The following is a 25,586-nucleotide window of genomic DNA, read 5'->3' on the forward strand; positions in this document are numbered from 1 at the left end:
ATCAATACTCCTCTTTTTTAAAATCACTTGCCACGGGCGCCCCCGTCAAACGCAAGCTCCATAAATCAATAAAGGCCTCTACCCGTGGATTGCCGTCCAATTCGGCATTCGCAACATCAGCCTCTTTCAATAAAACATAAATTTCAGAAACGAAATACGCAAAAACCGAAAACATCAACGATTCGTTTTCGTGAATATCGGCAGCCGGATTAAACAGCATGATCTCCTGAGCCATCGATTCGCGCAAAAGCTCAGGCAAACGTTTTTCGTTAAATTCACTTTCACAGGAAAAATGCGTATTGGCGCCGCTAAAGGTGTCCTGAAGCCAAAGCACTAAATCCAAATTCGCTTGCTCGAGCTCCTGCATCGTCATCTCTTCGGCGCTGACCTTAAGGGCTCGATCCCAGGTATTGTGCACGGCCTGAGCCACAACACTTCTTGCGACCGGATAAGAAGCAATATTAGGGGCCACTTGGCGCTTTGTTGCGTAACGCAATGGACAGGACACGGCTTACCTCTTAAATCTGAACCGGATCGGTTTCTTTTAGACCCAACATCCGCTCGGCCCACATCAGACACAAGCGTTTTCCCTCAGCTTGAAAACCTTCAGCCGATTCCAATTGGGCAAATTTTTTCATTAATGCATAAACGTCGCATATAAATTCAAAGCACGCCGCCTGCAAAATTGCACGTGTATCGGCAAGTTCCTTTTCCGTGACGCCCACTTTCTCAAAACGCTCTTTCATGTAGAGCTTTAAGTAACCGGCCAAAGGATCTCCCGTCCAATAGGGCTTTGCGATAAATTGTTCGTTTTTGCCAGCCAGAACACCCGAAAGGAAGGCCGCCGATTGCTTATCCATGGCCACCGCCTCTTCTTGCTTTAATTGCGAAGATGAGACCATATTGGATCTTCTGACAACATCGTAGAGCACAACCTCGAATAACTCGGTGAGCACCGACACATCAGAAAGATCAAATTGTGGAGCGCTTTCTTGATGCACTTCTGTGTTTGTTTCTTGGTTATTCGGCATATTTTTCCATACCTAAAAAACGGTTGACCCAATCTTGAACAAAGGCGTTTCGACGGAGTTCAAAAACCGAAGGGCTGTCTTGTTTTTCTTCACAGTCTTTAATCAACTCCATGAACTGCTGAACCATTAAGGTCGCCACATAAAAAACGAAATCTTCCGTTTTAGCCTTCAAGAGGATGGCGGAATTTTCAAGAACCAAGTCGTCTTTTTGAAGTGACTTTTTCAGTCTCGAGCTCAGATTATCCCCGAAGTCTTTTTCATCAACAAAAAACATCGGAATCTTTTGAGTGAAAGCCGTCGTCAGAAACAACGCATGTTCTGAAATAGAGTTACTGAAAGCTTCTGCGTCTTTGGCCTGTTGCATAAAATCGAGTGTGTAATCCAGATAGCCGTCAAAAAAGGAAAAAAGCTCTGCCGGATTGCTCAAGTGCACAGCCTCGGGCCGGACATCAAGTTGATTGGTCATGAGATGGCCTGTAAAAACAATGAAATAGGGAAAGCTTACCAAATGCTTCCCCTATGTAACGTGCCGTATCTTACTACGACTTGGTATTTAAAATCGAGGGCACAACGGGCTTAGTGACTTCGGTCGAGACCGTTTTCGGATCCGTGTTTCGCATAATGCTCATCGCCGAGGCAATCATGCTCCCCATATCATTCATATTTGAAGGCAAAAGGATTGTGTTGCCTTCTTTGGCAAGTTGAGCAAAGGCTTGCACGTACTGCTCAGCCACTTTAAGGTTAACGGCATCCATGCCGCCCGGAGCACGGGTGGCTTCAGCAATCTGTCTTAACGCCTCAGCGGTTGCCTTGGCAATCGCTAAGGTTGCGGCCGCCTCACCTTCAGCCTTATTGATCGCCGCTTGTTTTTCACCTTCCGATTCTGCAATAGCCGCTTCACGGGCACCGGTTGCCAAGTTAATCTGCTCTTGCTTACGACCCTCAGAAGCCGCCACCACAGCGCGCTTTTCGCGCTCTGCCGTAATCTGTTGCTGCATAGCCTGCAAAATCACAGCAGGCGGCGTCAAATCCTTAATTTCATAACGCAGAACCTTCACACCCCAGTTAAGAGCCGCTTCATCAATCGCGCTGACAACAGAACGGTTAATAAGATCGCGTTCTTCAAACGTTTTATCCAATTCCATCTTACCGATCACACTTCTTAAAGTGGTTTGAGCCAGTTGAGTAATGGCGATCACATAGTTGCTCGTACCATAACTTGCGCGCATCGGATCGGTGACCTGGAAAAAGAGAACACCGTCAACAGACAACTGCGTATTGTCTTTGGTAATACAAACTTGGCTCGGTGTATCCAAAGGAATTTCTTTGAGCGAATGCTTATAAGCAACCTTATCGATAAAAGGAATCACGACATTGAGTCCAGGTGACAAAACGGCGTGAAATTTTCCCAAACGCTCCACAATCCAAGCGGATTGTTGCGGAACAACTTTAATAGCCTGAAAGGCAAATACAATGGCCAAAACAGCCAATACCAGGGTAAAAATCATGAAACCGCTCATATTTTTTATTCCATTGCTCTTATCAAGATGATTTCTTTAAATACAAAACGCTACCCTCAACACGCACAATAACGTACGCTCCCTGAGTGCGGGGTTCACCATCTAAGACTCGGGCCTGCCAATCGGCACCGCGATATTGAACCGTTGCGCAACCTGCCTCATCCCAGGCATTAACGTAGACAATTTGGCCTTGATCCAGATTTTGAAGAGCTTCGGCCTGTGCGTCGCTTTTAGTTGGAATGGAACGAATGCGTCGCACCCATATAGAGCCAACGATAGCAATCACGGCAAAAAGCGAAATCTGCCATTCAAGCTCCATTCCAAACCATGCGGCACCGGCGGCTACTAGTGCAGCGGCCGCCAAAACCAACAAATAAAACGTCGTGGCAATCAGCTCAATGATGCCTAAAAGAGCTGCCAAAATTAACCAAAGGGTCGCTGCACTTAATGTCATAGTCTTTATCCTTCTTGCTTCAGCCCTATTGTGCCTCAGCTTGAGTAGGCTCCTTTATAACTTTAGCGCTTTTAGGCTCTTTCGTCTCTTTGCTGTCCTTTTCGGGCGGACGTTTAACCTTGGAAACTGCCCTCAAACCACGAGGTCCGCAAACGTAACTCAAAATCGTTTTCGCCGCTTCATGGCGCAACTGCAATAGATGCTCCAAATGCAAGGGCAATTCCCCATTTGTATCCAAAAAGAGCTTTTCTTCGCCCGTCTTATCTGCGATAGCAACGACTCGAACTTCCGGATCGGTTTCACCGACCACGTCGACAACTTTACGCGCGATCACCGGATCGGTCGTAGACACAACCACCCATCTTGCTCGCTCAATACCGGCAAACTCCAGCGTCTGCTTTTGCATAGCGTCACCCAAAATGAAGTGATCCCCTAACTCTTCTTTCATCGAACGCTCAATATTTTTTTCAATAATGACCACATCGACTTTTTTAGCCATTAGCCCTTCGGCAAGCTCACGCCCCAACACACCGGCGCCAATGATGATAACGCGATCACGCTTGGCCGCTTTTTCTTCTTCAAGATCTTCCTCATCTTCTTCTGTTGTCGGGGTCTCTTTTAAGAAAAAGCGCTTATGAACGGGTTCAACCAACGCAAACAACAAGGGATTTAAAGCGATACTGATAATGCCGCCGGCCAAAATCAGCGACATTCCTTCTTCAGGCAATAAGCCAAGATTCAAACCTAATCCAGCCAAAATAAAGGAGAATTCCCCAACCTGAGCCAAAGCCGCGCCGACTGTGAGCGCGTCTTTATAGCTTCGGCCCATCACTTTCACCCACACAGCGGCCGTAATGCTCTTACAGACAATGATGACCAAAACAATCCCTAACACATGCAAAGGATTTTCGATAATGATCATCGGGTTAAAGAGCATTCCCACGCCCAAGAAGAAGATCACCGAGAAGGCGTCCTGAAGGGGTAGAGTTTGCAACGCAGCTCGATGAGAGTATTCACTCTCACGCATCATCATGCCTGCAAAAAAAGCACCCAAAGCGAAGGAAACATTAAATATCTGCGCACTGGCGTATGCGACACCAATGGCAATGGCAATTACACACAATGTAAAAACTTCTTGAGAACCGGTCTTAACGGCTTGAAAAAGCACCCAAGGCAAGACACGGCGTCCGATCACAAGCATGGACGCTATAAAACCGATAATCAATACGGTGGTTTCCAAAATGGCAACGGTCAGTGAGCCGTCACCGGGCGCATCCCCTTTAAAGAAAGTCGCAATGGAGGGCAAAAGCACCAAAAGAAGAACTGTGACCAAATCTTCAACAACAAGCCAACCGACAGCCAATTGACCTCTGGATCGCTGCAACCACCCTTTGGCTTCCAAGCCCTTCATCAAAACGACCGTTGAAGCGCAAGACAGAGACAAACCAAGAATAAAGGCTTCCCCCCAGCTCCAACCCCACCAGTGAGCCATGCCCATGCCGATGGCCGTCGCGATTGCCATCTGAATAATGGCGCCGGGCAGGGCAACCGTTTTTACTCGGAGCAAGTCGGTTAAAGAGAAATGCAGGCCGACACCGAACATCAAGAGCATGACACCGACTTCGGAAAGTTCAGCCGCCAAGTCCATATCGCCGACAAAACCCGGAGTAGTCGGTGCAATACAAACGCCGGCTAAAAGGTAGCCGACCAAAGCGGGAAGTTTGACTTTAGTGGCTGCGAACCCCAAAACCAGAGCCAAACCGAGCCCCCAGGCCAAGGTCGCAATCAGTGCAAATTCGTGGTGCACGGGTTTTGTCCTAAAAAAGCAAAAAAATCAACGATCAAGGGAATTGACACCCATCAGAATTTTTTGGTGTCCAATGGTTAATTGTACGCATTCACGAGTGTTATTCGGGGATTTTTTTTATCTTTTTTTTGCTGTTACGACTGCTTTTTCTCTGCTCTTGGTTATCTTGCTCGACACACTCAAAAATACTGTCTGCAATTTCCTTACGAGTTTCAATTAGAGCACTGACATTTGGATCCAGCTGACCGGAGCGAGAAATAAAGAAATCTCTGTCGCCTTCTTTATCCGATAGTGCCAACACTTTGACCTTAGGATCAATTTTGGCCACCTGATCGGCAATACTGCGGGCAATTAATGCTTCAGAGGTTGTAATCAAAACCCAGCGAGTCTTTTCCAGATTTAATTTTGATAAAACCAACGGGTGAGAGGCATCGGCGAAAATAAAATGTTCTCCCAACTCCTGTTGCATAGAACGTTCGGCCAGCTTTTCGATGATGTAGGTATCAAAATCTGTATTCTCGAACTTCTTATAGAGCTCCCGTCCGGTAATACCCGCACCGACAATTAAGATACGATTGCGGATACCATCGGCATCTTCGTCTGAATCTTCTTGCTCGGCTTGCTGGATCAATTCCGGGAAGAAGCGTCTCATAAAGGGACGTAGCCCGGCAAAAGAAATGGAATTCAGTGCAATGGTAATTAGGCCCGCTGCCACAATAAGCGAGAGCTCTTCACGCCCTGCAAGACCCATGGAAACGGCCAATCCTGACAAAATAAACGAGAATTCACCGACCTGAGAAACCGCCAAACCAACAGTGGCCGCATCAATTAAACGATAGCCCTTTCGACGCACCCAGAAACCGGCTACGGTACTGTTGACAAAAACAACCAATAAAACAACGAAAATGATCTCAAAGGGATGCTCAATCAATACCTTGGGATCAAACAACATACCGATACCTAAAAAGAAGATAACGGAGAAGGCGTCCTGAAGAGGTAAAGTTTGCAAAGCCGCGCGATGCGAATATTCGCTCTCGCGCATCATCATGCCGGCAAAAAAAGCACCCAATGCGAAAGAGACATGGAAAATGGTCGAAGAGGCGTAAGCAACCGTAATGGCTATGGCAATCACGCACAGGGTGAAAAGTTCCTGTGAGCCGGTTTTAACCGTACGCATCAAAATCCAAGGTAGGACACGCCGGCCGATAATCACCATGGAAGCTACAAAGCCCACCACGAGCGTTGCCGTGCCCAAAATCTGCCCCGATAACTGGGTTAAAGAGATGGATTCATTAGCGGATAATGTACCGATGGTCGGCAATAAAACGAGCAAAAGCACGGTCACCAGATCTTGAACAACAAGCCAGCCCACGGCCAGACGGCCGCGCACGGTCTGAAGGATTCCACGAGCATCGAGTGCCTTGGTCATCACAACTGTTGATGCACAGGCAAGCGCCACCCCGAGAATAAAGGCCCCCGTCAATGGCCAATCCCAGATAAAATAAGCCATGGCCATACCGATCACGGTTGTGGCTGTCATCTGCAAGATGGCTCCCGGCACTGCCACCGCTTTCACTTGTAAAAGATCTTTGAGTGAGAAATGCAGACCGACGCCGAACATCAACAAAATGACACCGACCTCAGAAAGCTGACTGGCTAAATCCAGATTTCCGACGAAACCGGGTGTTGTCGGCGCAATGAAAACACCGGCCAAAAGGTAACCGACCAAAGCCGGCATACGGATAAGACTGACTAAGTATCCGAAGATCAAAGATAACCCCAACCCCCAGGCCAGTGTTGTGATCAGTTCAACTTGATCGGGCATGTCCGCATTTCCCCATAAACATTTGTCGCCGGAGTATAAAACTTTTAAACCGGCGAATACGAAAAGACCGGTCTTTTCAAACCGGTCTTTTGACTTTTAGCAAGCAGTCTTATCGATTACTTGGAGGCAGCCAAACGTCTCCAGGTATCAACCACCGTATCCGGGTTCAAGGAGATAGACTCGATGCCTTCGTCCATGAGCCATTGAGCCAAATCTTCATGGTCAGAAGGACCTTGGCCGCAGATGCCCACGTACTTGCCGCGAGCACGGCAGGCACGGATTGCCATTGAAAGCAGAACCTTCACCGCTTCATTGCGTTCGTCAAAGCTTGCTGCCACAAGACCCGAGTCACGGTCCAGACCCAATGTCAACTGAGTCATATCGTTGGAACCGATCGAGAAACCGTCGAAGTAGTCGAGGAACTTGTCAGCCAAAACAGCGTTAGACGGGATTTCACACATCATGTTGACACGCAAACCGTTTTCACCGCGCTTCAGACCGTTGCGTTCCATGATTTCAATCGTTTGACGGGCTTCATCGAGCGTACGAACAAACGGCACCATCAATTCAACATTGGTCAAGCCCATCGTATCGCGGACAAACTTCATCGCGCGGCATTCCATACGGAAGCATTCGGCAAAGCTGTTGGCGATATAGCGGGAAGCTCCACGGAAACCCAACATCGGATTTTCTTCATCCGGTTCGTAGCGATCACCACCGATCAACTTACGGTATTCGTTGCTCTTGAAGTCGGACAAGCGAACAATCACCTTCTTCGGCCAGAAGGCAGCAGCAATCGTGGCCACACCTTCGGCAATCTTCATTTCGAAGAAATCAACCGGGCTCTTGTAACCGGCGCTCAAACGTTCAACCGCGTCACGCAACTCACCGTCAACGTTCGGATAGTCGAGAACCACCTTCGGGTGGATACCGATATTGTTGTTGATGATGAATTCCAAACGGGCCAAACCAACGCCCTTGTTGGGGATGGATTGGAATTCAAAAGCCAATTGCGGATTGCCGACATTCATCATGATCTTCACGGGAATATCAGGCAAGGCACCACGTTTGACTTCTTCAATTTGAACTTCTTGACGACCTTCGTAGATCTTACCGGTATCGCCTTCAGCGCAAGAAACGGTCACTTCCATATCTTCGGCCAAGCGTTCAGTTGCATCGCCGCAGCCCACCACAGCCGGAATGCCCAATTCACGAGCAATAATGGCTGCGTGGCAGGTACGACCACCGCGGTTGGTCACAATAGCGCTGGCACGCTTCATCACCGGTTCCCAGTTAGGATCGGTCATATCGGTAACCAAAACGTCACCGGCCTGAACACGTTCCATTTCGCTTGCATCTTCAACGATGCGCACCGGACCCAAACCAATCTTTTGACCGATAGCGCGGCCGGTAACCAACACACGACCCTTGCTCTTTAAGGTAAAGCGTTGTTGAACATCGGCCGTGTTCTGGCGGCTCTTCACCGTTTCTGGACGAGCTTGCAAGATGTAGATCTTGCCGTCAATACCATCTTTGCCCCATTCGATATCCATCGGACGGCCATAGTGCTTTTCAATGATCGTGGCAAACTTGGCCAATTCGATCACATCATCGTCCGTGATGGCAAAGTGACGACGGTCTTCAGCGCTCACATCAACCGTGCGAACACTGCGGCCACTCTTGGCATCGGTATCAAATTCCATCTTGATCAGTTTGCTGCCTAACGTGCGGCGAATGATCGGGAAATTGCCGGCGGCAAGCATGGGCTTATGAACATAGAATTCATCTGGGTTCACAGCGCCTTGAACCACTGTTTCACCTAAACCGTAGCTGGCCGTGATAAAGACCACTTGGTCAAAACCGCTTTCGGTGTCAAGCGTGAACATCACGCCGGCGGCGCCTTTGTCGGAGCGGCACATGCGTTGCACGCCGGCCGACAAAGCCACTTCAGAGTGCGTAAAGCCCTTGTGGACACGATAGCTGATGGCGCGGTCGTTATAAAGTGAAGCGAAAACTTCGCGCATGCGGCTTAAAACTTGATCAATACCGACAACGTTCAGATAAGTTTCCTGTTGACCGGCAAAAGATGCATCAGGCAAGTCTTCAGCGGTCGCAGAAGAACGAACGGCCACGCTGATTTCTTCTTGGCCGTCCTTTAACCATTCGTAGAATTCACGAATTTCCTTTTCCAGCTCTGCGGGGAAGGGTGCTTCTTCAATCATCTTACGGATTTCTGCACCGGCCTGTGCAAGAGCCTTCACATCTTCAACATTGAGATCTTTGAGTCGATCATTGATGCGTTCTTCGAGGTTGTTTTCTGTCAGGAACAAGCGGAACGCTTCGGCAGTCGTGGCGAAACCGTCAGGAACTCGAATTCCGGCGCTCGTCAGTTGGCTCAGTAATTCACCTAAAGAGGCGTTTTTACCACCAACGCGATCGACGTCGGTCATACGCAGTTGGCTAAACGGAAATACATAACGACCTTGCGGCATTTTCTTCCCCCAAAAAGGATTGGATTGTTAGAATATCTGAATTGTAGCGACAACCGATTCATTTCGGGTAATTTTTTAATCTCAGGCCCTTTTATGTTCAATACTCTTGAAAAAGACGAAACCGCTCATAAAAGCGGAAAGCGCACCGTGTTTATTGTCTCGGACGCCACAGCCATTACCGCTGAAACGCTCGCGCACTCGGTGCTTACCCAATTTACTGATCTGCAATACGACCAAGTTCGTATCCCATTTATCGACACTCCTGAAAAGGCTGTTCTGGCAGCCCAAAAGATCAATGACGCGTATATCCGCTCAGGTGTCCGTCCCTTGGTCTTCTCTACCTTTGTCGATGTGAACATCCACAAAACGTTCACAGAAAAATGCCAGGGTTTCAGAATCGAATTTTTCCGCAGTTTCATTAAAGAAATTGAACAGGAAACGGGTTTGAAATCCGCGCACTCCATGGGCCGAAGCCATGTGATTAAGGATGAAGAACGGTATAACCGTCGTATCGAAGCCATTAACTATTCACTCGCGCACGATGACGGCCAAATGAACAAAGGCTTAAACGAAGCCGATGTCATTTTGGTCGGTGTGAGCCGTTCAGGTAAAACACCAACGAGCCTTTTCTTAGCCATGCAGTTTGGCGTGAAGGCTGCCAACTATCCGCTCATTCCCGAAGATTTTGAACGTGGTGAACTTCCTGAAGTCCTCCAAGATAAGCGCGATAAGCTTTTCGGACTTTCCATTTCACCGGAACGTCTGTCTCAAATCCGCAACGAGCGTCGTCCGGGCAGCCGTTATGCCTCTTTGGAAAACTGCCGACAGGAAATTGAAGCGGCGGAAAACATGATGCGCCGAGAAGGAATCAAGTGGCTGAGTTCCACGAGCCGTTCCATTGAAGAAATCTCCGCCACCATCATGGCCGAGCTTAACCTTCACAATGCTCATAAAATTGATTAAGGCACACCGATAGCTAAAAGAGCACGCCACGAAAACCGTAAAGCGTGCTCTTTTTTTAACTGATAAATTTCTGCTTAAGCTAGAACCAACCGGTTCCCCAAGTAAAGTAAGACACCACGATAAAGATGATGGCAAGCGGAATTTGAGCCCACAAAACAGGCTTTAAGGTCTTAAAGAAGTCACTCTTAAAGTAATCCACCGTAATGGTCAGACACAAGTGCGTCGGGGTTACCATTTGGCCGGCCACGCCAAAGACCATGGCTACCCCCACTAAATCGAGGTCACCCATGGAAATACCGGCAACAATCGGCATCATGATCGCAACGTGACCTTGAGAGATGCCCGTGAGCAGCCCAATAATGAAACTCAAAAAACCAATGATCACAGGAACCGGCAGCGGCGACGATTCAAAAGCGGCAACCAAGAGCGCTAAAACACCCGTGCTTTCCAAAAGGGCAATGAACAACAAAATGCAGATGACGTTCGCAAACATCTTGTAGTCCAAAGCACCGATGAAAACTTCCTTGACGCTGACATGGCGGTTAAAGAACATCAAAAGCGGAATCATGGCCACGACAACGATAATCATGGAAACAGAAGCCTGAAGACCAAAGGCCACCATCAAAACCACGTTGGCAATCACAGGTGTCAGAGACAGAACAAAGTCCATGTTGTGACGCTTGGCTTCTTCATTGGAAACTTCCGTGCGAGTGGCTACAGTCTGCTTTAATCCCCGAACCATGACAAACCAGCCGAGAATAAAAGCCACGATGGTAAGCCAACCCAAGTGCACAATCAGATCACCAATTTTGACGCCGGCGATGCCGCAAGCCAAAATCATGCCCGGCACCAAGGGGCTGGAAAATTCAAAAATATGACGGAACCAGAAATTGATGGCCGCTTTGTCTTCCGGTTTGGCTTCAAAACCTTTTGAAGCTTCTTCCACAATCGGGGCAGAGAATCTTGCCCCACCAATGGAGGGCAACAGCCCCAAAAAGGCCGGCATCACAGCTAACGTAAACCTGCGACTGGAAAACATCCTTGAAAGAGCCTCAACCATGCCGGCTAAGCAACCGCTCTTTCTTAATTCAATCTCCAAACAGATCACTAAATAAAGAGCTCCCACCAAGTCGTAACTTCTCGGAGTTGTCGCCATTTGAACAACAGCGTCTTTGAGTTCTTTGAAAGTCGGATCGGTACACAACCAGATGAAAATACCGCCAACCAAAATAGCGATACCAATAGGTTGGCGACGACGCAACAAAAAGAGCGTGATAACCATCGCCAAAGTGATGATGAGGAAAATCATAGTCTTTGTTATTGTTAATCATTGAATTTGGAAATAGTACTCGCTTTTTACGAAAAAACTTTCGCTTTTAACGTAAAGGTGCTACATTCGGCTTGATATATTCTGAAAACACGTCCGCTCTGTCTTTCACCATATCTAAAAAAGCTATTACCCAATGGCTTGACATTTTCAACCAGTTATATCCTTTTAGCTATTTTTATTAGTGATTAACTCGTTTAAGTGTCTACTTTAATAAATATCATCCCTTGAAGGAAAATTGATTTGAAAAACACACTCTTATTTAAAGCTCTTCTCGGTATCTGGGGAGCTCTTAGTTTTCAATGTGCAGCAGCTGAGACGACATTCATCAATATTGAAGATTCAGAAAAAGATTACATCGTCAAAGTGCGCAACCACGAAGAGCTTCAGCTTAGCGAAAATCTTTCGGGTTACCAATATGAAGTTGATCTTACTGAGCCAATAGATCACGCGCTTCACTTGTACTTTGCCTATACCAAAGATAAAAATGCTGAAGTTGGCAACAATACTTTGACATGGTTGAATGGCAATATCGGTACATCAAAAGATCCGACCGATGTCTATATTTTTGCCGCCTTTTCAGCCGACTCTGATGTCTATAACAACACACTGAATATGGAAGACGGTGAGTTTTATCCTCAAGCATTATCCGACAGTGACAATGAGGGTGCCGGGAAAATTGCCGCTGCGAAGTCTGACAGCGCCAATATGTATGGCAACAAAGTCGTCGTTACAGGCGGTGTATTTCACTCCTATACGGAAATCATCGGCGCTTATTCAAATGACCAGTCTGACACAAATCAGGTGGCTTCCTATAATCGTGTCGTGGTAGAAGGAACCAGTAACTCATTACCATCGTTTGAAAAAGAATCATTGATCGCTCCTAGCTTGTACGGAGCCAAATTACATACCGCCGATGTCCACCACAATGGGGTCAAAATTAACTCGTTTGGGAAAAGTTCTTCGACAGAGAATGAGAGCATTTCGGTTTTTCAAAATATCGTAGGTGGGCAAGCGGCCAGTGGCAATGTTTCAGATAATCGCGTCGAGATTGTTGACAGTCAATTCTATGCGACCAAAATTTTAGGCGGATACCTGGATCTCAGTGATTTTGAAGAAGACCGAGTATTTAACGCAGATGGTAATGCTGTTTTCATTGACAATTCTGAAATTCATTTCAAGAAAATAGCGACTTCTTTCAATTCAACCGGAAGTATTCACAACGGCACTATATTAATCTCAAATACAACGCTCCATCCTGATAACGAAGCTTACATTCTGGGTGGAGACTCATGGTTGTCATCCGCTACTGTGAGCGGCAATACCATACATCTTATTGATGTAGAAATTGCCGAAGATAGTGAAGGTCCCCTTACAATTTCAGCAGGCGGATCGGACATATTCACGGATGTATCCGTCGTTAATAACACGATTATTCTTGAATCCTTATCAGACGATTTTCATAAAAATGACTTAACTAAGGCAATCTTTTTAGGTCACAATACTTTTGGAAAGGCAAACAACAATACTTTGGTTGTCCGTAAATGGAAGGGTAATATCGGTGGGCTAGAGCAATTTGACTCCATTGCATTTACTGATTTCAAATGGAAGAATGGGGAAAGTATTTTAAATGTATGGGGAGAGACTGATATCTCTTCTGCTTCCTTAAAAATTGATGTAAACAATATCCGTTTTGATGATCGATTAGAAAATCATTTCGGAGAACAAATGTCTCTTATTAAAGGTAAGACCGCAATTCAATTCAATCCGTTCTACGACAATGGGCAAGAAGTGGCCATACCCTCAACAATTACTCAAGACTCAATCGGCATTATTGAGAATAACCGAGATGAAAAATCTGTCGATTTCAAACTTCAGGGGACAGCGCCCAGTCAACAATTAAAGCTTGTCTCCAATAATCGAAACATGAGCCTATTCTTTGTTAACCATGGAGCAGAATTGATTCTGGATAATCTGGATGCAACCGCCCGTGATTATCACTGGGGGTTGAGAACTTTCGCATCCATTGACGGCGTTCAAAGTAATTACAGCACACACGGACATATTGATGTTCACGGCTTTACGGCTGCCGCAGGTTGGGCTAATTCACTCATGCTAAACGGCAATCCCCTGCTTTTAAACCTTTTTGTAGAAACCGGTAACGGTGACTACACAGAAGAAATGTCCTACCTCAATATTGATAGGCGTTTTAGCGGTGAAGTGAAATATTACGGCGCGGGAATCTCCGCGCGAATCAAAAACACGGCCGGATGGTATGCGGAAGGTTCGTTGCGAGCCGGTAAAACCGAAACAGAAATCAACCGAGGATTGGTTGATGGTAACGGCGTAGCTCACGGCTACGATCTCTCCGGCGACTATTTCGGGGTTCATATTGGCGCCGGTCGCATTATTGATGTCGGAGAATGTATGAAAGCCGACCTCTTTATGAAATACTTCTATACCTATCTGCCAAGCGACAGCACGGATATTTTTGCCGACGGCGTCAATAATCAATTTGATTTCGACTCTGTCGAAAGCTCTCGCATCCGTGTGGGCGGACGTCTCTATTTCCCGCTTCAGAATTCTTTCTGGGCATATACAGGTTTGGCCTACCAATATGACTTTACGCCGGATGTGCACGTTGAAGCGAACGGAGAAAAAATTGCCGATGCTGCCTCGATGCGTGGTTCCATGGGCATCGGATCCTTAGGCCTTAGATACAAATCGGAGGATTCTCCCTGGGTTGTTGATTTGAAAATAAGAGGCTATGTCGGCCAACGCGAAGGCATAAGCGGTAAAGCTCAAGTGGAGTACCGCTATTAATCAATTTATTGACTGGAGCAAAGAAATTATTAGATAAGAAAAAACCTGGGGCTTTTACACCCCAGGTTCTATCTTTTTGGTGGCCGGGACGGGAATCGAACCCGTACGCCGTTTTAATTGGCGGCGGATTTTAAGTCCGCTACGTCTACCAGTTCCGTCACCCGGCCTACCAACCGGTGAAAAATAAGCCAACCAAGTGGGGTCGGCTTATTTTTATTATTCTGGAGCGGGAAACGAGTCTCGAACTCGCGACCTCAACCTTGGCAAGGTTGCGCTCTACCAACTGAGCTATTCCCGCATTTCGACTCCCCTACATAAGTTTGGAGGCGCGAAGCGGAGTCGAACCGCTCTATACGGATTTGCAATCCGCTGCATAACCGCTTTGCTATCGCGCCATCACACTCTAAAAAGAGGATGGAGCGGGAAACGAGTCTCGAACTCGCGACCTCAACCTTGGCAAGGTTGCGCTCTACCAACTGAGCTATTCCCGCGTCGAAGAAGTTGTTATTGTAATGATGCGACTTGCCTTGTCAAGAGAAAAGTATAAATTTCCTAAGTTCTGGTGTCGGGACGGGAATCGAACCCGTACGCCGTTTTAATTGGCGGCGGATTTTAAATCAGCTACGTCTACCCGTTGCATCACTCGGGCTAGCAATAACTACTTCTTACTAAATCTTTTCTGTTGCAAATTTTTGCACTGACTTAGGAAGCGCTAAGTTTTCCCTATTTTTGTTCTAAGTTTGCCCCTCTAAACTGCTAGTCAAGAAAAACGAAGATTTAAAACAATAGGAGATACACCATGTTGAAGAAAGCCACATTAGCCGCCGCCCTATGTGCGTTAGCCGTTCCGTTTGCAGCGCTTGCTGCCGGCCCGAGCGGTTTTGGAGCTCAGGAACGCCCCGGTGCCCCGCAAGGCTTTACCCTTCAGAAGATGGATTCCATTGCACAATTGAAAAAAGAAGCTCATGACGATCAGCTCGTCACTTTACAAGGTCGCTTCACCAAACAATTGAGCAAAGAAAAATTTGAGTTTACCGACGTTAAGGGAGACAAGATTGTCGCTGAACTCGATGATGACCAAAACTGGTCTCAAGTACACAAAGACGCATTGATGGAAATCGTGGCGGAAGTGGACAAAGACTTTGTCTCAATCGAATTGGATGTGATTGACGCCAAGCGTCTTCAATAATAGCCTCACCCAAGGCGACAGCAGCTAACAGAAAAGGCCCGAAAGGGCCTTTTCTGCATTAGCAAAACTTCCGTACTATGCGAGCTGAGCTGTTCGCTTGTTCCCCAAGAGGTGCAAGATCACCATCAGGGCTACTAAGGTAACGAAAGAGGTTGCCAAACTAGCGTAAGCATTAGCTTCCGTTAGGCCTGCCACAACGTAACCGGCAAAAGAAGCAATGGCACAAACCCAAGCATAGGGCAACTGTGTGGCAACGTGTTCAATATGCGAACAGCCGGCCCCTGCCGATGACAAAATAGTCGTATCGGAAATTGGCGAGCAGTGGTCGCCGAATACAGAGCCAGCCAAAGTAGCAGCCAAAGACACAACAACCAAGTTGGGATCCAAGGCTTGGGCCACCGGCACAATAATCGGAATCAAGATACCGAATGTACCCCAGGCTGTACCGGTCGAAAACGACAGGAACGCTGCCAACGCAAACACTGCAGCGGGCAACCACATAGCGGAGAACCCGCCCGTTGTCACAAGCGATTCAACAAAAAGCGGCGTTTGAAGCAAGTCACGGCACACGCCGGAAATCGTCCAAGCCAACACCAAAATGATATTGGCCGGCAGCATCATCTTCATACCTTCCACAGAACCGTCCATGAAATCACGGAAAGAGACAACCTTGCGGGGCACAAACATCAGGAAAGCCACCACCAGGGCTCCGAAAGAAGACCATACCAATGCTTCAGAGGCAGAGCTGTTACCTAAAGAAGCGGCAAAGGAATGGTAAGCCGGATCATCGCCCCAATAGCCACCAGAGTACATTAAGCACAAAACGGCGAAGACAATCAAAGCGCCGATCGGTACCACCATATCCCAAATCGTGCCTTTTTCACTCACTCGCATTTGATCGGTTGCGGTATCCATGCTGCCCACGTCGCCCTTTTGGGCACGTTCTTCCGCGCGGCGCATCGGTCCGAAGTCCAACTGGAAGAAACAGAGGATAAAGACCATGGCAATGCAGGTAAGAGCGTAGAAGTTATAGGGAATCGTTGAGATGAATGCCGAGAAATCACTTTCGAAAGCACCGGTTGATTTCAGACTGCTTCCCACGGCTGCCGCCCAAGAAGAAATCGGTGCAATGATACAAACGGGAGCTGCCATGGAGTCGATGATATAAGCAAGCTTAGCGCGGGAAACGCCATACGTATCGGTAACCGGACGCATAACGGTGCCGACCGTGAGACAATTGAAATAGTCATCAATAAAGATGAAGGCTCCTAACCCGCCGGAAGCAAAAAGAGATGCTTTACGACTTTTAATTCGACGAATAGCCCAATCACCGTACGCACGGCTTCCGCCTGCCATGCTGATGGTATAAACCAGAGCGCCCAACATCGTGCAGAACATCAAAATATTGAAGTCCACTTTGGTGCTCATCAGTTTGAAAGTCGTTTGAACCGTCCCCATCAAAAGGTTGGTATGATCCATACCAACGGCATAAATGAAGGTGCCGGATAAAATACCAATCAAAAGAGAAGAGATCACTTCCTTGGTACAGAGCGCCAAAACAATGGCAATCACCGGCGGCAAAATAGATAGCCAACCTGCATTAAACGGATCCATTCTGAGGATTCCTCTTAGAAAATTAAAGTGAAGTGATCAATTGTAACAAAAGATTATCCCGATGGAAGACTTAAGCCTTTGAAATTCGATGGAAAAAAAACTCCACCGGCAGCAATATAACTTTTCAATGATAAAAAATAAAAAGGCTCAGATTTTTATCCAAGCCTTTTATCGTCACTCAAACAATCTTAATTATCTTGTTTGGTCTTAGGTTCTGAGCTCAAATAGGGACCGGCGGCTCTCAGATAAACAATCATGGAGTAAACCGTCAAAATTGCCGCAATGTAAATCAGGATCGTTCCCAACCAAGCCATGGAAATACCGAAAATCGTTTCGTAAAAAAGCAGCATCGGGATAGCAACCATTTGGGCTATAGCCTTGATCTTGCCATACCAATTCACCTTGACTCGGGCGGCAGCCCCCACCTTGGCCATCCATTCACGAAGAGCTGTCACCGTGATTTCGCGACCGATGATGATCAAAGCCACCAACATATCAACGCGATTGAAGTCGAGCAAAACAATCAGCGCCGCACAAACCATCAGCTTATCGGCCGAAGTGTCTAAGAAAGCTCCAATGGCGCTTTCCATGTTGTAGCGTCGGGCAAAATACCCGTCAAAGGCATCGGTCAACGCCGCCACAATAAATATCACGGTCGCCCACACGTTTTGCATAAAGGGCGAAAGAATATGATCTGGAATATAGAACACCCCGATAATCAACGGTATGAGCGCAATACGCGCCCACGTCAAGATCATCGGTACATTCACCGGTAGTGGTTTACGACTCATTGCTTTCTGATATCTCTTTAGGCGCTTGCCCATGCAACTGAAGATAGATCCGCTCGGCAAGCTTTCGCGAAATCCCCTCGATTGTAGCAATATCTTCGATACTTGCGTTCTTCAATCCGCGCATTCCTCCGAATCGGCTCAATAATTTTTGACGTCTCTTGGGACCGATACCTTCAAAATCCTCTAGTTTTGAGGTGTTTCTCGTTTTAGCGCGCTTGGCTCTCATGCCGGTAATAGCAAAACGGTGGGCTTCGTCTCGAATTTCCGCAACAAGCATTAAAGCTTGGGATTGTCGGCCGAGTTCAAGCGGTTCTCTGGATTCATCGGCAAAGACAAGTGTTTCCAGTCCGACCTTTCTCCCCTCACCTTTGGCCACGCCGACAAGAACCGAGGTATCCAACCCCAGCTCGGTAAAAACGTCTTTGGCCATCTTTACCTGTCCCTTTCCGCCGTCAATGAGCACTACCGTGGGAAGCTGTGCCTCTCCTCGGCTAACAGGCAAATAGCGTCTTTCAATCACCTGGCGCATCGCCGCATAATCGTCGCCAGGCTCAATTCCGGTGATATTAAAGCGTCTATAGAGGTTGTGCACCATTCCCGCCCCTTCATAGACAACGCAGGAAGCTTGCGTAGCTTCTCCTGATGTGTGACTGATATCAAAGCACTCGAGTCTGACTTTCATCCAATCGTCATTGGGAACCGAAATCTCGAGCACTTCACACAATTCTTTTAAGCGTGAAAGTTGAGAACCTTCCAAAGCCAAATGCCTTGCAAGAGCAATATCGGCGTTTGTCTTGCACATATTGAGCCACTCACGTCTGACGCCGACCGGAGAATGAACAACCGTCACCCGCCGCTCGGACAATTCGGACAAAAGGCTTTCCAATTCCTCTTTTTGTCCCGGCACATCTGTAATGATCAGTGTCGGTACCGGCATGGACTCATAGTGCTGACTCACAAACGCTTCAAAGACTTCTACCTTATCAACAGATTGACCTTTCGGAATGTTGGGGAAATAGGCCCTGTCACCCAAGTGTCTGGAGCCCCGAACCATGGCCAAATTAACACAAACATTAGTACCTTGAGAAGCCACTGTAATAATGTCCGCATCCACGTCTGAGCCCGTTGTTTCAACCGTTTGACGGTGTAAGACATTCGATAAGGCTGCAATTTGGTCTCGCACGACAGCCGCTTTTTCAAACTCCAACCGTTCGGAAAACTGCATCATGCGTTCTTGCATTTCACTTAAAAGATCTTCGGACTTTCCGTCCAAAAATTGTTCAGCGCGGGCCACATCACGGGCGTAATCCTCTTGGCTGATTGCCCCCACACAAGGGCCGGAGCAGCGACCGATTTGCGCAAGCAGACAAACTCTGGAGCGGTTTTTAAAAACAGGGCCTTCGCAAGTGCGAAGCTTAAAAACCTTTTGCAGTATCTGAATAGCTTCTTTCACACTTTGCGAATTGGGATAAGGGCCATAAAAACGACTTTTTTTATCCACCCCACCTCTGTAATACGACACTCTAGGGAAGTCTTCGGCGCTGATTTTTAGGTAAGGGTAGCTCTTATCATCACGAAACAGAATGTTGTATTTAGGAGAAAGCGTCTTGATTAAATTATTTTCAAGTAAAAGCGCCTCGGCCTCAGAGCGGGTAACCGTTGTTTCCATCCGGGCTATTTGAGAGACCATGATGGCAATACGGGGACTTAAATCGTTTTTCTGAAAGTAGCTCGAGACGCGTCTCTTCAAATCACGGGCTTTGCCAACATACAGGCACTGTCCCGCTTCATCAAAGTAACGATAGACACCGGGCAAACCGGGAAGATTTTTAAGAATCGGTTTGGCATCAAACGCCATTTTTCTCTCGCTTCGCTTACACTTTTCTTTTTAATTTTGAAACATTGTAATTGTTTATGCCTGCCGTGCAAAAAGCCGTCACTTGCCTTGATGTTGATATTTTCTGCCGCGTTATTGATAACTTTGGCGATGCCGGCGTCATGTGGCGATTAGCCCGGGCGCTTCGTGCCGAGGGCTATGCTGTCAGACTCATCATCGATGATCCGACCACATTATGCGCATTGGCCGGCTGCAATTCTCATACCCCTATTGAAAAAATTGGCTCCAATGAGTCCATTGAAGTCTGTTTATGGAAAAAAGACTGGGATACGGCCTCCTGCCCCCTGCTTCCGGCTAACGTGGTGATAGAAGGCTTTGCCTGCAGACTGCCGCCAGACTATCAGGCAAAAATGGCAAAAACCTCTCCCGCCTGGTTTAACATCGATTACTTCAGCGCAGAGGACTGGATTGAAGATTGCCATCTTGTCCCCTCAATCGATCCGTCAAGCGGCCTTATTAAAACGAATTATTTTCCCGGCGTAACGGAAAAATCCGGCGGACTTATAATCGAAAAAGACTATGAACACAGTAAGCACCTGTTTCTGGCCAAGCAACCTAAAAACCCAAACGCGCTTCGTGTTCTCTTTTTTGCTTACCCCTATGGCCCCATTGAAAAAATTGCGCAGGCATTGTGTGACGTAAAACGCCCTATTGAGTTATCGGTCACTCAATGCGAAGCCGGCAAATTGCTGGCAAAAGCTCTCAGCAAGCGAACAAACTCACGCGTCACCGTGAATTGTCTGCCTTTTGTCTCGCAAAAAGACTTTGATCGTTTACTTTGGTCATCTGACATCGTATTTATCCGAGGAGAAGACAGTGCTGCCCGAGCGATGATTGCCGCAGTCCCCTTTTTGTGGCACATTTATCATCAAGATGATGACGTTCATATGCTGAAGTTGCGTGCGCTTGAGGGGCGCTTTGAAAATTGTTTTGAGGATAAGGCGCTTTTTAAAAAGTGGTGCAAACTGCAAGAGGCGATGAATGAGGGCGAATTTAACCCTGAGCTTTTTTCCGATTTAATTGATCAGCTTGATCAATGGAAAAAAGCGTCGGAGTGTTTCAGTAAGAAAATAAAGGCGATAGGCTCTCTGTCTGAAAAACTTTCCGAACAGATAAAAAAAATATAAAATACTGCGTTTTCGCTAAAGAGCGAAAAGAGAAACGTTTCTTTGGGAGTTTATTCCCTATCTGTTTTTAATGAACCCTTCAGTCTGAAAAGTTCGGGTCGCTCCCGAATCCAATTAGAGTGAAAGGATTCAAAGAGGAAGAATTTAAGATGAAAATTGCACAAGAACTGCGCGCCGGCAACGTGGTCATGATCGGCAAGGATCCGATGGTTGTGTTGAAGGCTGAATATTCCAAGAGCGGCCGCAACGCCTCCGTGGTGAAGATGAAGTTGAAGAACTTGCTCACCGGTGCCGGCACTGAAACCGTCTATCGTGCCGATGACAAGTTTGAAGACCTCGTGCTCGATCGCAAGGAAGTGACCTACAGCTACTTCGCTGACCCGCACTATGTCTGGATGGACGCCGACTACAACCAATACGAAGTTGAAGCCGACGTTATGGAAGACGCCTTGAAGTACCTCGAAGACGGCATGCCCGCTGAAGTGGTGTTCTACGAAGGCCGCGCCATCAGCGTTGAATTGCCCACGATTCTCGTTCGCGAAGTTGAATACACGGAACCGGCTGTCAAGGGTGATACCTCCGGCAAGGTGATGAAGCCTGCCCGCCTCACCACAGGTTACGTGCTCCAAGTTCCCGCTTTCGTTGAAACGGGCGACAAGATTGAAGTGGACACCCGCACGGGTGAATACCGCTCTCGCGTGAAGTAATTCACACGAACTGAATTTTCAGTGCAAAAACCCTTGGCCTCGGTCAAGGGTTTTTCATTTTGTTTTTCTTAACAAAATTCTCTCCTTTGAAAATATTTGTCCCCCAATCCTTCCGTTAAAATAAGCCCGTTAGCGAACTTTTTTGTTTGTCACTATGAAGCGGCTTTTAAATATCGGATCCATCAATATCGACTACGTTTATCGTGTTCCTCATTTTTTGCGGGCAGGCGAAACACTTGAGGCCGCTCACCGAGACATTTTCATGGGAGGAAAAGGTCTTAATCAAAGCATAGCGGCAGCCAGAAGCGGCCTAGCGGTTACGCACCTCGGTGTGATAGGCCGTGACGGGCAATTTTTATGCGACTTCATGAAAGAGTCGGGAATAGACACCCATTTTCTCACGATTGATGAAACAAGCCCGAGCGGCCATACAGTCATTCAGGTCACCCCGGACGGCGAAAACGCCATCTTATATTTTGCGGGCACCAATCACGCCATTGATAAAGAGGTCATACTAAAGGCCTTTAAGAGCTTAGACGAAGGAGATTTTGTCTTATTGCAAAATGAAGTCAACAACGTCGGTTTTGCTCTGGAAAATGCTAAAAAGCAAAATCTTCATACCATCTTTAATCCCGCCCCCTATTCCCCCGAGGTACTTAACTACCCGCTTCATTTAGTTGATGCGCTTATTGTCAATGAAACCGAAGCTCAAGGAATCCTGGGAACAAATAGCGACAATGAAGCGTTTTTACTGAATGAATTAAGAAAGCATTTCCCTCAGGCGCTCTTATTTTTAACCCTGGGAGCCAAGGGAATGATTTGTGATTTGCCTGTTGAGGGCGGCCTTCGTCTATCTTTTAATGCTTTCCGCGTAAACGCTGTTGACACAACCGGTGCGGGTGATACTTTTGTCGGTTACGCGATGAAAGCCATCATGGCGTATTTGACGCAACAGGATATCGAAAAATTTAAAGCTCTTATTGAAGAAGCTATGCTTGCCGCAGCCATTAGCGTGACGAGATGTGGAGCCGTACCGTCTATTCCGCATTTTGAAGAAGTCATTCAATTTAAAGAAAGAAGGTCTAACCATGCAGAAAAAGAAAATTATCATCGACTGTGACCCGGGTTACGATGACGCCGTAGCCATTTTGCTTGCTGCAGGCAACCCTTTAATCGACGTTCTGGCCATTACCACAGTGGCCGGCAATCAAACTCTTGAAAAAGTCACCCGCAATGCTCTTCGCATCGCCAAGTTAGCTCATTTGGATCACGTCCCGATAGCTGCGGGCGCGGCTCGCCCCCTTTTACGTGACCAAATTGTCGTTGCCGCCAACATCCATGGTGAATCAGGCTTAGATGGAACGACTTTGCCCGAAGCGGACTATCGAGTGGATTGCCGTCACGCGGCCGAGCTCATTGTCGAGACCATCATGGCCGAACCGGAAAAAAGCGTTACTTTGGTGCCGATCGGACCGCTTACCAACATTGCATTGGCCGCTCGACTTGAACCGAAAATCGTTGACCGTGTCAAAGAAGTCGTTTTGATGGGCGGAGGCTTTCATATCGGCAACGTTAAACCCATGGCGGAATTTAACATTGAAAATGATCCGGAAGCGGCCCATATTGTTTTCGAGGAAAAATGGCCGATTGTCATGGTCGGTTTGGATCTGACGTATCAAGCCTTGGCGACGGCAGCTGTGAAAAAAGAAATTGCCGGCATTGATTCGCAAGCGGCTCGTTTTCTTACTCAAGTGTTGACTCGCTTTTCCGAAAATTACAAACGCTCCAAAGGTTTTGACGAACCGCCGGTTCACGATCCCTGTGCCGTTGCCTACGTTATTGATCCGATGGTTATGCAAACACGAAAAGCCGTCGTGCACGTGGAATGCTGGGGCCGGTATTCAAACGGAATGACCGTTACTGATCTCAGAAGACCCGCTCCCGAGGATTGCCATACGTCGGTAGCCGTCAAGCTTGATCAAACTCGATTCTGGAATCTCATCACCGATGCGGTGAAAAACCTTTAGGTTTCCTATGGATGAGCTTAAACCAACTGTTCATGCCGAAAGGCTTGAAGCCGGCGCTTTAAAGCGAGAAGCGAAATTACTCACGGCAATGGTTAAGGACTATTGCCAACGTCACCACGGAAGCGAAGTGTTATGTGACGACTGCAAACAATTTCTCGTGTATGCATTAACGCGTCTGGCTTGCTGTCCCTTTGGTCAGAAAAAACCAACTTGCTTTAAATGCACAATCCACTGCTATCGAGCCGAACAAAAAGACAGAGTTCGGGTCATTATGCGAGAAGAAGGACCGAGGATGCTATGGCGTCATCCGATTCTCACTGCCGAACACCTCATTAAAAATATGAAAAATGCCCCTGACAAGCCCCGCAATCCCAAAGCTCGGCGCGTTCGAGTAAAAGCCGACTAAGAAGGAAGGTCAAAATGCCTGTTAAAGCGAAATTTAAAAACTCAATTGAAAATCTGAAGTCCGAATTAAAAGAACGACAAGAACGACTTATTAAAGACTGGGAAAGTGCCAAACGTGATTTAAAGGCCAGACAAAAACTCTTCACTCGGGAAATCAAAACGAAGCAGGATGAATTTTTCCTGGAGTGGGACGATGTGCAGGAACGCTCAAGGGAAAAACTGGATCAGTGGCTTGATCGCTTTGAGATTGACGAACTGCAGGCAATGCTCGATCGCTACAAAGAAGAAAATGAACCGTTGGAAACGATCGGTGAAAATGATGTTTTAAGGCAACTGCCCTCGCCTCGAAAATTAGAAATGACCCTTCAGGAGGCATTAGAAAAACGCCGTTCGAGCAGAGATTTTTCCGGCGAACCCATCGCCGAAGAAATGGTCGCGGCACTGTTGTGGGCTGCAAACGGTATTAATCGAAAAAATTTCAAACGGACAACCCCGTCAGCTTTGAATTGGCAAGATGTCAGTGTCTACGTTGTGCAAGCAAACGGCATATGGAAATACCTTCCCAAGCGCCATGCCCTGCTTTTTATTGAAGGCAAAGACCAACGGGAACACTTCGGTGAAATAAAAACTTGGATGAAGCTGGCCAGCCAACATCTGGTTTTTGTTTCAGATGCGAGAAAAACGGAGACCTTTACAACAAAACTCCTTGATAAAACATTTAAAGTCGATTTTTCTGAAGGCGAGCTCAATGAAAGAGCGCGCGCGATCAATGTCGGTGTTAAGGTACAGGCGGTTTATTTAGCCGCGGTGGCCATGGGGCTGGGTTGTACCTGCCGATTATTAGTGGATGATCAAAAAGCAAGGGAACTGATGAAATTAGCTCCGGACGAAAAAATAATGGCAATTTGCTCGGTCGGAGAACATCCGGCTTCCATTTTTGATCATGTAATTTGACAAAAAGGGAATAGCTACGTAATATTACGTCCTCACGCGCCGGTAGCTCAGTTGGATAGAGTACCTGGCTACGAACCAGGGGGTCGCGGGTTCGAATCCTACCCGGCGCACCAAATTTCGTAAGGGGGAGTTCAATAACTCCCCCTTATTTTTTGCATACAAACGGATCGCGATCCTATAATCGCCTCCACGATTTAACCTACTGATCTTAAGGATTTTTGCCATGTTGTCGCATTTGCCTGTTCCGGTTGTGACTATCGGACTTTTGCTGTGCTCCAACCTGTTTATGACTTTTGCTTGGTATGGACATCTTCGTTTCCCCAAAGTCACTCTCTGGCACATTGTCATTATCAGCTGGCTCATTGCTTTTTTTGAATACTGTTTTCAAGTGCCGGCCAATCGCATAGGCTACGGCTACTTCAGTGCCGCGGAGCTTAAAACCATCCAGGAGATCATTTCGCTGACGATTTTCATGGGCTTTTCTGTTCTCTATTTGGGTGAACCGCTCAAGTGGAACTACATACTGGGCTTTGCCCTGATCGTCGCGGCGGCGTTCATCATATTCCACGAGTGGTAGCAGATTTTTTTAAATTCCATCCAAACGGCCATTAGCAAAAACACTAACGGCCGTTT

The 25,586-nt window shown here is 47.2% G+C and carries 22 protein-coding genes and 5 tRNA genes; 11 read left to right on the top strand and 16 right to left on the bottom strand.

The genetic code is table 11. From position 1 onward, the window contains the following. Nucleotide 1: 1 nt before the first annotated feature. The 8 genes from M3080_RS02990 to ppsA all read right to left on the bottom strand — a co-directional run bounded on the left by M3080_RS02990 (nucleotide 2) and on the right by ppsA (nucleotide 9,129). Nucleotides 2–508 carry a hypothetical protein gene (locus M3080_RS02990; protein ID WP_249091830.1) on the bottom strand — a complete coding sequence of 169 codons (507 nt, stop codon included), beginning with the start codon at nucleotides 506–508 and terminating at the stop codon, nucleotides 2–4. 10 nt (nucleotides 509–518) lie between these two features. Further along, nucleotides 519–1,031, bottom strand: coding sequence for a hypothetical protein (locus tag M3080_RS02995; RefSeq protein WP_249091831.1), 513 nt, complete (start codon nucleotides 1,029–1,031; stop codon nucleotides 519–521). After that, a complete protein-coding gene (locus M3080_RS03000) occupies nucleotides 1,021–1,497 on the bottom strand; it encodes a hypothetical protein (protein ID WP_249091832.1) in 477 nt (158 codons plus the stop codon). Before M3080_RS03000 ends, M3080_RS02995 begins: the two co-directional genes overlap by 11 nt. A gap of 73 nt (nucleotides 1,498–1,570) precedes the next feature. Continuing rightward, on the bottom strand, nucleotides 1,571–2,551 hold the full coding sequence (locus M3080_RS03005) for an SPFH domain-containing protein (RefSeq protein WP_249091833.1): 981 nt from the start codon (nucleotides 2,549–2,551) through the stop codon (nucleotides 1,571–1,573). A 22-nt stretch (nucleotides 2,552–2,573) separates the two neighbouring features. Continuing rightward, on the bottom strand, nucleotides 2,574–3,005 hold the full coding sequence (locus M3080_RS03010; protein WP_249091834.1) for an NfeD family protein: 432 nt from the start codon (nucleotides 3,003–3,005) through the stop codon (nucleotides 2,574–2,576). A 25-nt stretch (nucleotides 3,006–3,030) separates the two neighbouring features. Further along, a complete protein-coding gene (locus tag M3080_RS03015; protein ID WP_249091835.1) occupies nucleotides 3,031–4,812 on the bottom strand; it encodes a cation:proton antiporter in 1,782 nt (593 codons plus the stop codon). A gap of 100 nt (nucleotides 4,813–4,912) precedes the next feature. Beyond that, nucleotides 4,913–6,637 carry a cation:proton antiporter gene (locus M3080_RS03020; RefSeq protein WP_249091836.1) on the bottom strand — a complete coding sequence of 575 codons (1,725 nt, stop codon included), beginning with the start codon at nucleotides 6,635–6,637 and terminating at the stop codon, nucleotides 4,913–4,915. 116 nt (nucleotides 6,638–6,753) lie between these two features. Beyond that, the gene (gene ppsA, locus M3080_RS03025) at nucleotides 6,754–9,129 is read right to left on the bottom strand and encodes a phosphoenolpyruvate synthase (protein WP_022472182.1); all 2,376 of its coding nucleotides are present in this window, start codon (nucleotides 9,127–9,129) and stop codon (nucleotides 6,754–6,756) included. 93 nt (nucleotides 9,130–9,222) lie between these two features. Between ppsA and ppsR the strand changes: the two genes are divergently transcribed. After that, nucleotides 9,223–10,092, top strand: coding sequence for a posphoenolpyruvate synthetase regulatory kinase/phosphorylase PpsR (gene ppsR / locus M3080_RS03030; protein ID WP_249091837.1), 870 nt, complete (start codon nucleotides 9,223–9,225; stop codon nucleotides 10,090–10,092). Nucleotides 10,093–10,171: 79 nt separating this feature from the next. On the opposite strand, the gene M3080_RS03035 is transcribed toward ppsR, so the two are convergent. Then, nucleotides 10,172–11,401, bottom strand: coding sequence for a DUF401 family protein (locus M3080_RS03035; protein WP_249091838.1), 1,230 nt, complete (start codon nucleotides 11,399–11,401; stop codon nucleotides 10,172–10,174). A gap of 261 nt (nucleotides 11,402–11,662) precedes the next feature. Between M3080_RS03035 and M3080_RS03040 the strand changes: the two genes are divergently transcribed. Further along, nucleotides 11,663–14,242, top strand: a complete 2,580-nt coding sequence (locus M3080_RS03040; RefSeq protein ID WP_249091839.1) for an autotransporter outer membrane beta-barrel domain-containing protein — start codon at nucleotides 11,663–11,665, stop codon at nucleotides 14,240–14,242. A 77-nt stretch (nucleotides 14,243–14,319) separates the two neighbouring features. On the opposite strand, the gene M3080_RS03045 is transcribed toward M3080_RS03040, so the two are convergent. From M3080_RS03045 to M3080_RS03060, 4 genes are all read right to left on the bottom strand, one after another. After that, a tRNA-Leu gene (locus tag M3080_RS03045) sits at nucleotides 14,320–14,409 on the bottom strand. Nucleotides 14,410–14,464: 55 nt separating this feature from the next. Continuing rightward, nucleotides 14,465–14,540, bottom strand: a tRNA-Gly gene (locus M3080_RS03050). 23 nt (nucleotides 14,541–14,563) lie between these two features. Further along, nucleotides 14,564–14,637, bottom strand: a tRNA-Cys gene (locus tag M3080_RS03055). A gap of 20 nt (nucleotides 14,638–14,657) precedes the next feature. Next, a tRNA-Gly gene (locus tag M3080_RS03060) sits at nucleotides 14,658–14,733 on the bottom strand. 308 nt (nucleotides 14,734–15,041) lie between these two features. Here M3080_RS03060 and M3080_RS03065 point away from each other — a divergent pair. After that, a complete protein-coding gene (locus M3080_RS03065) occupies nucleotides 15,042–15,431 on the top strand; it encodes a NirD/YgiW/YdeI family stress tolerance protein (RefSeq protein WP_249091840.1) in 390 nt (129 codons plus the stop codon). Nucleotides 15,432–15,506: 75 nt separating this feature from the next. Here M3080_RS03065 and M3080_RS03070 read toward each other — a convergent pair whose 3' ends face one another. The 3 genes from M3080_RS03070 to uvrC form a co-directional block, all read right to left on the bottom strand. Then, nucleotides 15,507–17,045: a Na+/H+ antiporter NhaC family protein gene (locus tag M3080_RS03070; protein ID WP_249091841.1), complete on the bottom strand. Its 1,539-nt coding sequence runs from the start codon at nucleotides 17,043–17,045 to the stop codon at nucleotides 15,507–15,509. A gap of 188 nt (nucleotides 17,046–17,233) precedes the next feature. Continuing rightward, nucleotides 17,234–17,836, bottom strand: coding sequence for a CDP-diacylglycerol--glycerol-3-phosphate 3-phosphatidyltransferase (pgsA, locus tag M3080_RS03075; RefSeq protein WP_249091842.1), 603 nt, complete (start codon nucleotides 17,834–17,836; stop codon nucleotides 17,234–17,236). Then, the gene (gene uvrC / locus M3080_RS03080) at nucleotides 17,826–19,694 is read right to left on the bottom strand and encodes an excinuclease ABC subunit UvrC (RefSeq protein ID WP_249091843.1); all 1,869 of its coding nucleotides are present in this window, start codon (nucleotides 19,692–19,694) and stop codon (nucleotides 17,826–17,828) included. Before uvrC ends, pgsA begins: the two co-directional genes overlap by 11 nt. A gap of 56 nt (nucleotides 19,695–19,750) precedes the next feature. Between uvrC and earP the strand changes: the two genes are divergently transcribed. The 8 genes from earP to M3080_RS03120 all read left to right on the top strand — a co-directional run bounded on the left by earP (nucleotide 19,751) and on the right by M3080_RS03120 (nucleotide 25,530). Next, nucleotides 19,751–20,860 carry an elongation factor P maturation arginine rhamnosyltransferase EarP gene (earP, locus tag M3080_RS03085; protein WP_249091844.1) on the top strand — a complete coding sequence of 370 codons (1,110 nt, stop codon included), beginning with the start codon at nucleotides 19,751–19,753 and terminating at the stop codon, nucleotides 20,858–20,860. Between the two features lie 149 nt (nucleotides 20,861–21,009). Next, complete coding sequence (gene efp, locus M3080_RS03090; RefSeq protein ID WP_022472813.1) at nucleotides 21,010–21,567, top strand: elongation factor P; 558 nt, start codon at nucleotides 21,010–21,012, stop codon at nucleotides 21,565–21,567. Nucleotides 21,568–21,721: 154 nt separating this feature from the next. Beyond that, nucleotides 21,722–22,687, top strand: a complete 966-nt coding sequence (locus M3080_RS03095; protein WP_249091845.1) for a ribokinase — start codon at nucleotides 21,722–21,724, stop codon at nucleotides 22,685–22,687. Beyond that, nucleotides 22,656–23,594, top strand: coding sequence for a uridine-preferring nucleoside hydrolase UriH (uriH, locus tag M3080_RS03100; protein WP_249091846.1), 939 nt, complete (start codon nucleotides 22,656–22,658; stop codon nucleotides 23,592–23,594). Before M3080_RS03095 ends, uriH begins: the two co-directional genes overlap by 32 nt. Before the next feature lie 7 nt (nucleotides 23,595–23,601). Then, nucleotides 23,602–24,000, top strand: coding sequence for a nitrous oxide-stimulated promoter family protein (locus M3080_RS03105; protein WP_249091847.1), 399 nt, complete (start codon nucleotides 23,602–23,604; stop codon nucleotides 23,998–24,000). Nucleotides 24,001–24,014: 14 nt separating this feature from the next. Further along, complete coding sequence (locus tag M3080_RS03110) at nucleotides 24,015–24,953, top strand: nitroreductase family protein (RefSeq protein WP_249091848.1); 939 nt, start codon at nucleotides 24,015–24,017, stop codon at nucleotides 24,951–24,953. Nucleotides 24,954–24,989: 36 nt separating this feature from the next. After that, nucleotides 24,990–25,066, top strand: a tRNA-Arg gene (locus M3080_RS03115). Between the two features lie 110 nt (nucleotides 25,067–25,176). Then, nucleotides 25,177–25,530 (top strand): DMT family protein, encoded by a 354-nt coding sequence (locus tag M3080_RS03120; protein WP_249091849.1) that lies wholly within the window; start codon nucleotides 25,177–25,179, stop codon nucleotides 25,528–25,530. The last annotated feature ends 56 nt before the right edge of the window (nucleotides 25,531–25,586 follow it).

The organism is Parasutterella secunda (assembly GCF_023336895.1).
Lineage (GTDB): Bacteria > Pseudomonadota > Gammaproteobacteria > Burkholderiales > Burkholderiaceae_F > Aphodousia > Aphodousia faecalis.

Bases quoted from the DNA above. Each gene is read 5' to 3' on its own strand.
- M3080_RS03005 (WP_249091833.1), bottom strand. From the start codon at position 2,551: ATGAGCGGTTTCATGATTTTTACCCTGGTATTGGCTGTTTTGGCCATT.
- M3080_RS03120 (WP_249091849.1), top strand. From the start codon at position 25,177: ATGTTGTCGCATTTGCCTGTTCCGGTTGTGACTATCGGACTTTTGCTG.
- M3080_RS03110 (WP_249091848.1), top strand. From the start codon at position 24,015: ATGCCTGTTAAAGCGAAATTTAAAAACTCAATTGAAAATCTGAAGTCC.
- uvrC (WP_249091843.1), bottom strand. From the start codon at position 19,694: ATGGCGTTTGATGCCAAACCGATTCTTAAAAATCTTCCCGGTTTGCCC.
- uriH (WP_249091846.1), top strand. From the start codon at position 22,656: ATGCAGAAAAAGAAAATTATCATCGACTGTGACCCGGGTTACGATGAC.
- M3080_RS03105 (WP_249091847.1), top strand. From the start codon at position 23,602: ATGGATGAGCTTAAACCAACTGTTCATGCCGAAAGGCTTGAAGCCGGC.
- M3080_RS03010 (WP_249091834.1), bottom strand. From the start codon at position 3,005: ATGACATTAAGTGCAGCGACCCTTTGGTTAATTTTGGCAGCTCTTTTA.
- M3080_RS03065 (WP_249091840.1), top strand. From the start codon at position 15,042: ATGTTGAAGAAAGCCACATTAGCCGCCGCCCTATGTGCGTTAGCCGTT.
- efp (WP_022472813.1), top strand. From the start codon at position 21,010: ATGAAAATTGCACAAGAACTGCGCGCCGGCAACGTGGTCATGATCGGC.
- M3080_RS03070 (WP_249091841.1), bottom strand. From the start codon at position 17,045: ATGGATCCGTTTAATGCAGGTTGGCTATCTATTTTGCCGCCGGTGATT.
- M3080_RS03095 (WP_249091845.1), top strand. From the start codon at position 21,722: ATGAAGCGGCTTTTAAATATCGGATCCATCAATATCGACTACGTTTAT.
- M3080_RS03020 (WP_249091836.1), bottom strand. From the start codon at position 6,637: ATGCCCGATCAAGTTGAACTGATCACAACACTGGCCTGGGGGTTGGGG.
- earP (WP_249091844.1), top strand. From the start codon at position 19,751: ATGCCTGCCGTGCAAAAAGCCGTCACTTGCCTTGATGTTGATATTTTC.
- pgsA (WP_249091842.1), bottom strand. From the start codon at position 17,836: ATGAGTCGTAAACCACTACCGGTGAATGTACCGATGATCTTGACGTGG.
- M3080_RS02995 (WP_249091831.1), bottom strand. From the start codon at position 1,031: ATGCCGAATAACCAAGAAACAAACACAGAAGTGCATCAAGAAAGCGCT.
- M3080_RS03035 (WP_249091838.1), bottom strand. From the start codon at position 11,401: ATGATTTTCCTCATCATCACTTTGGCGATGGTTATCACGCTCTTTTTG.
- M3080_RS03000 (WP_249091832.1), bottom strand. From the start codon at position 1,497: ATGACCAATCAACTTGATGTCCGGCCCGAGGCTGTGCACTTGAGCAAT.
- ppsA (WP_022472182.1), bottom strand. From the start codon at position 9,129: ATGCCGCAAGGTCGTTATGTATTTCCGTTTAGCCAACTGCGTATGACC.
- ppsR (WP_249091837.1), top strand. From the start codon at position 9,223: ATGTTCAATACTCTTGAAAAAGACGAAACCGCTCATAAAAGCGGAAAG.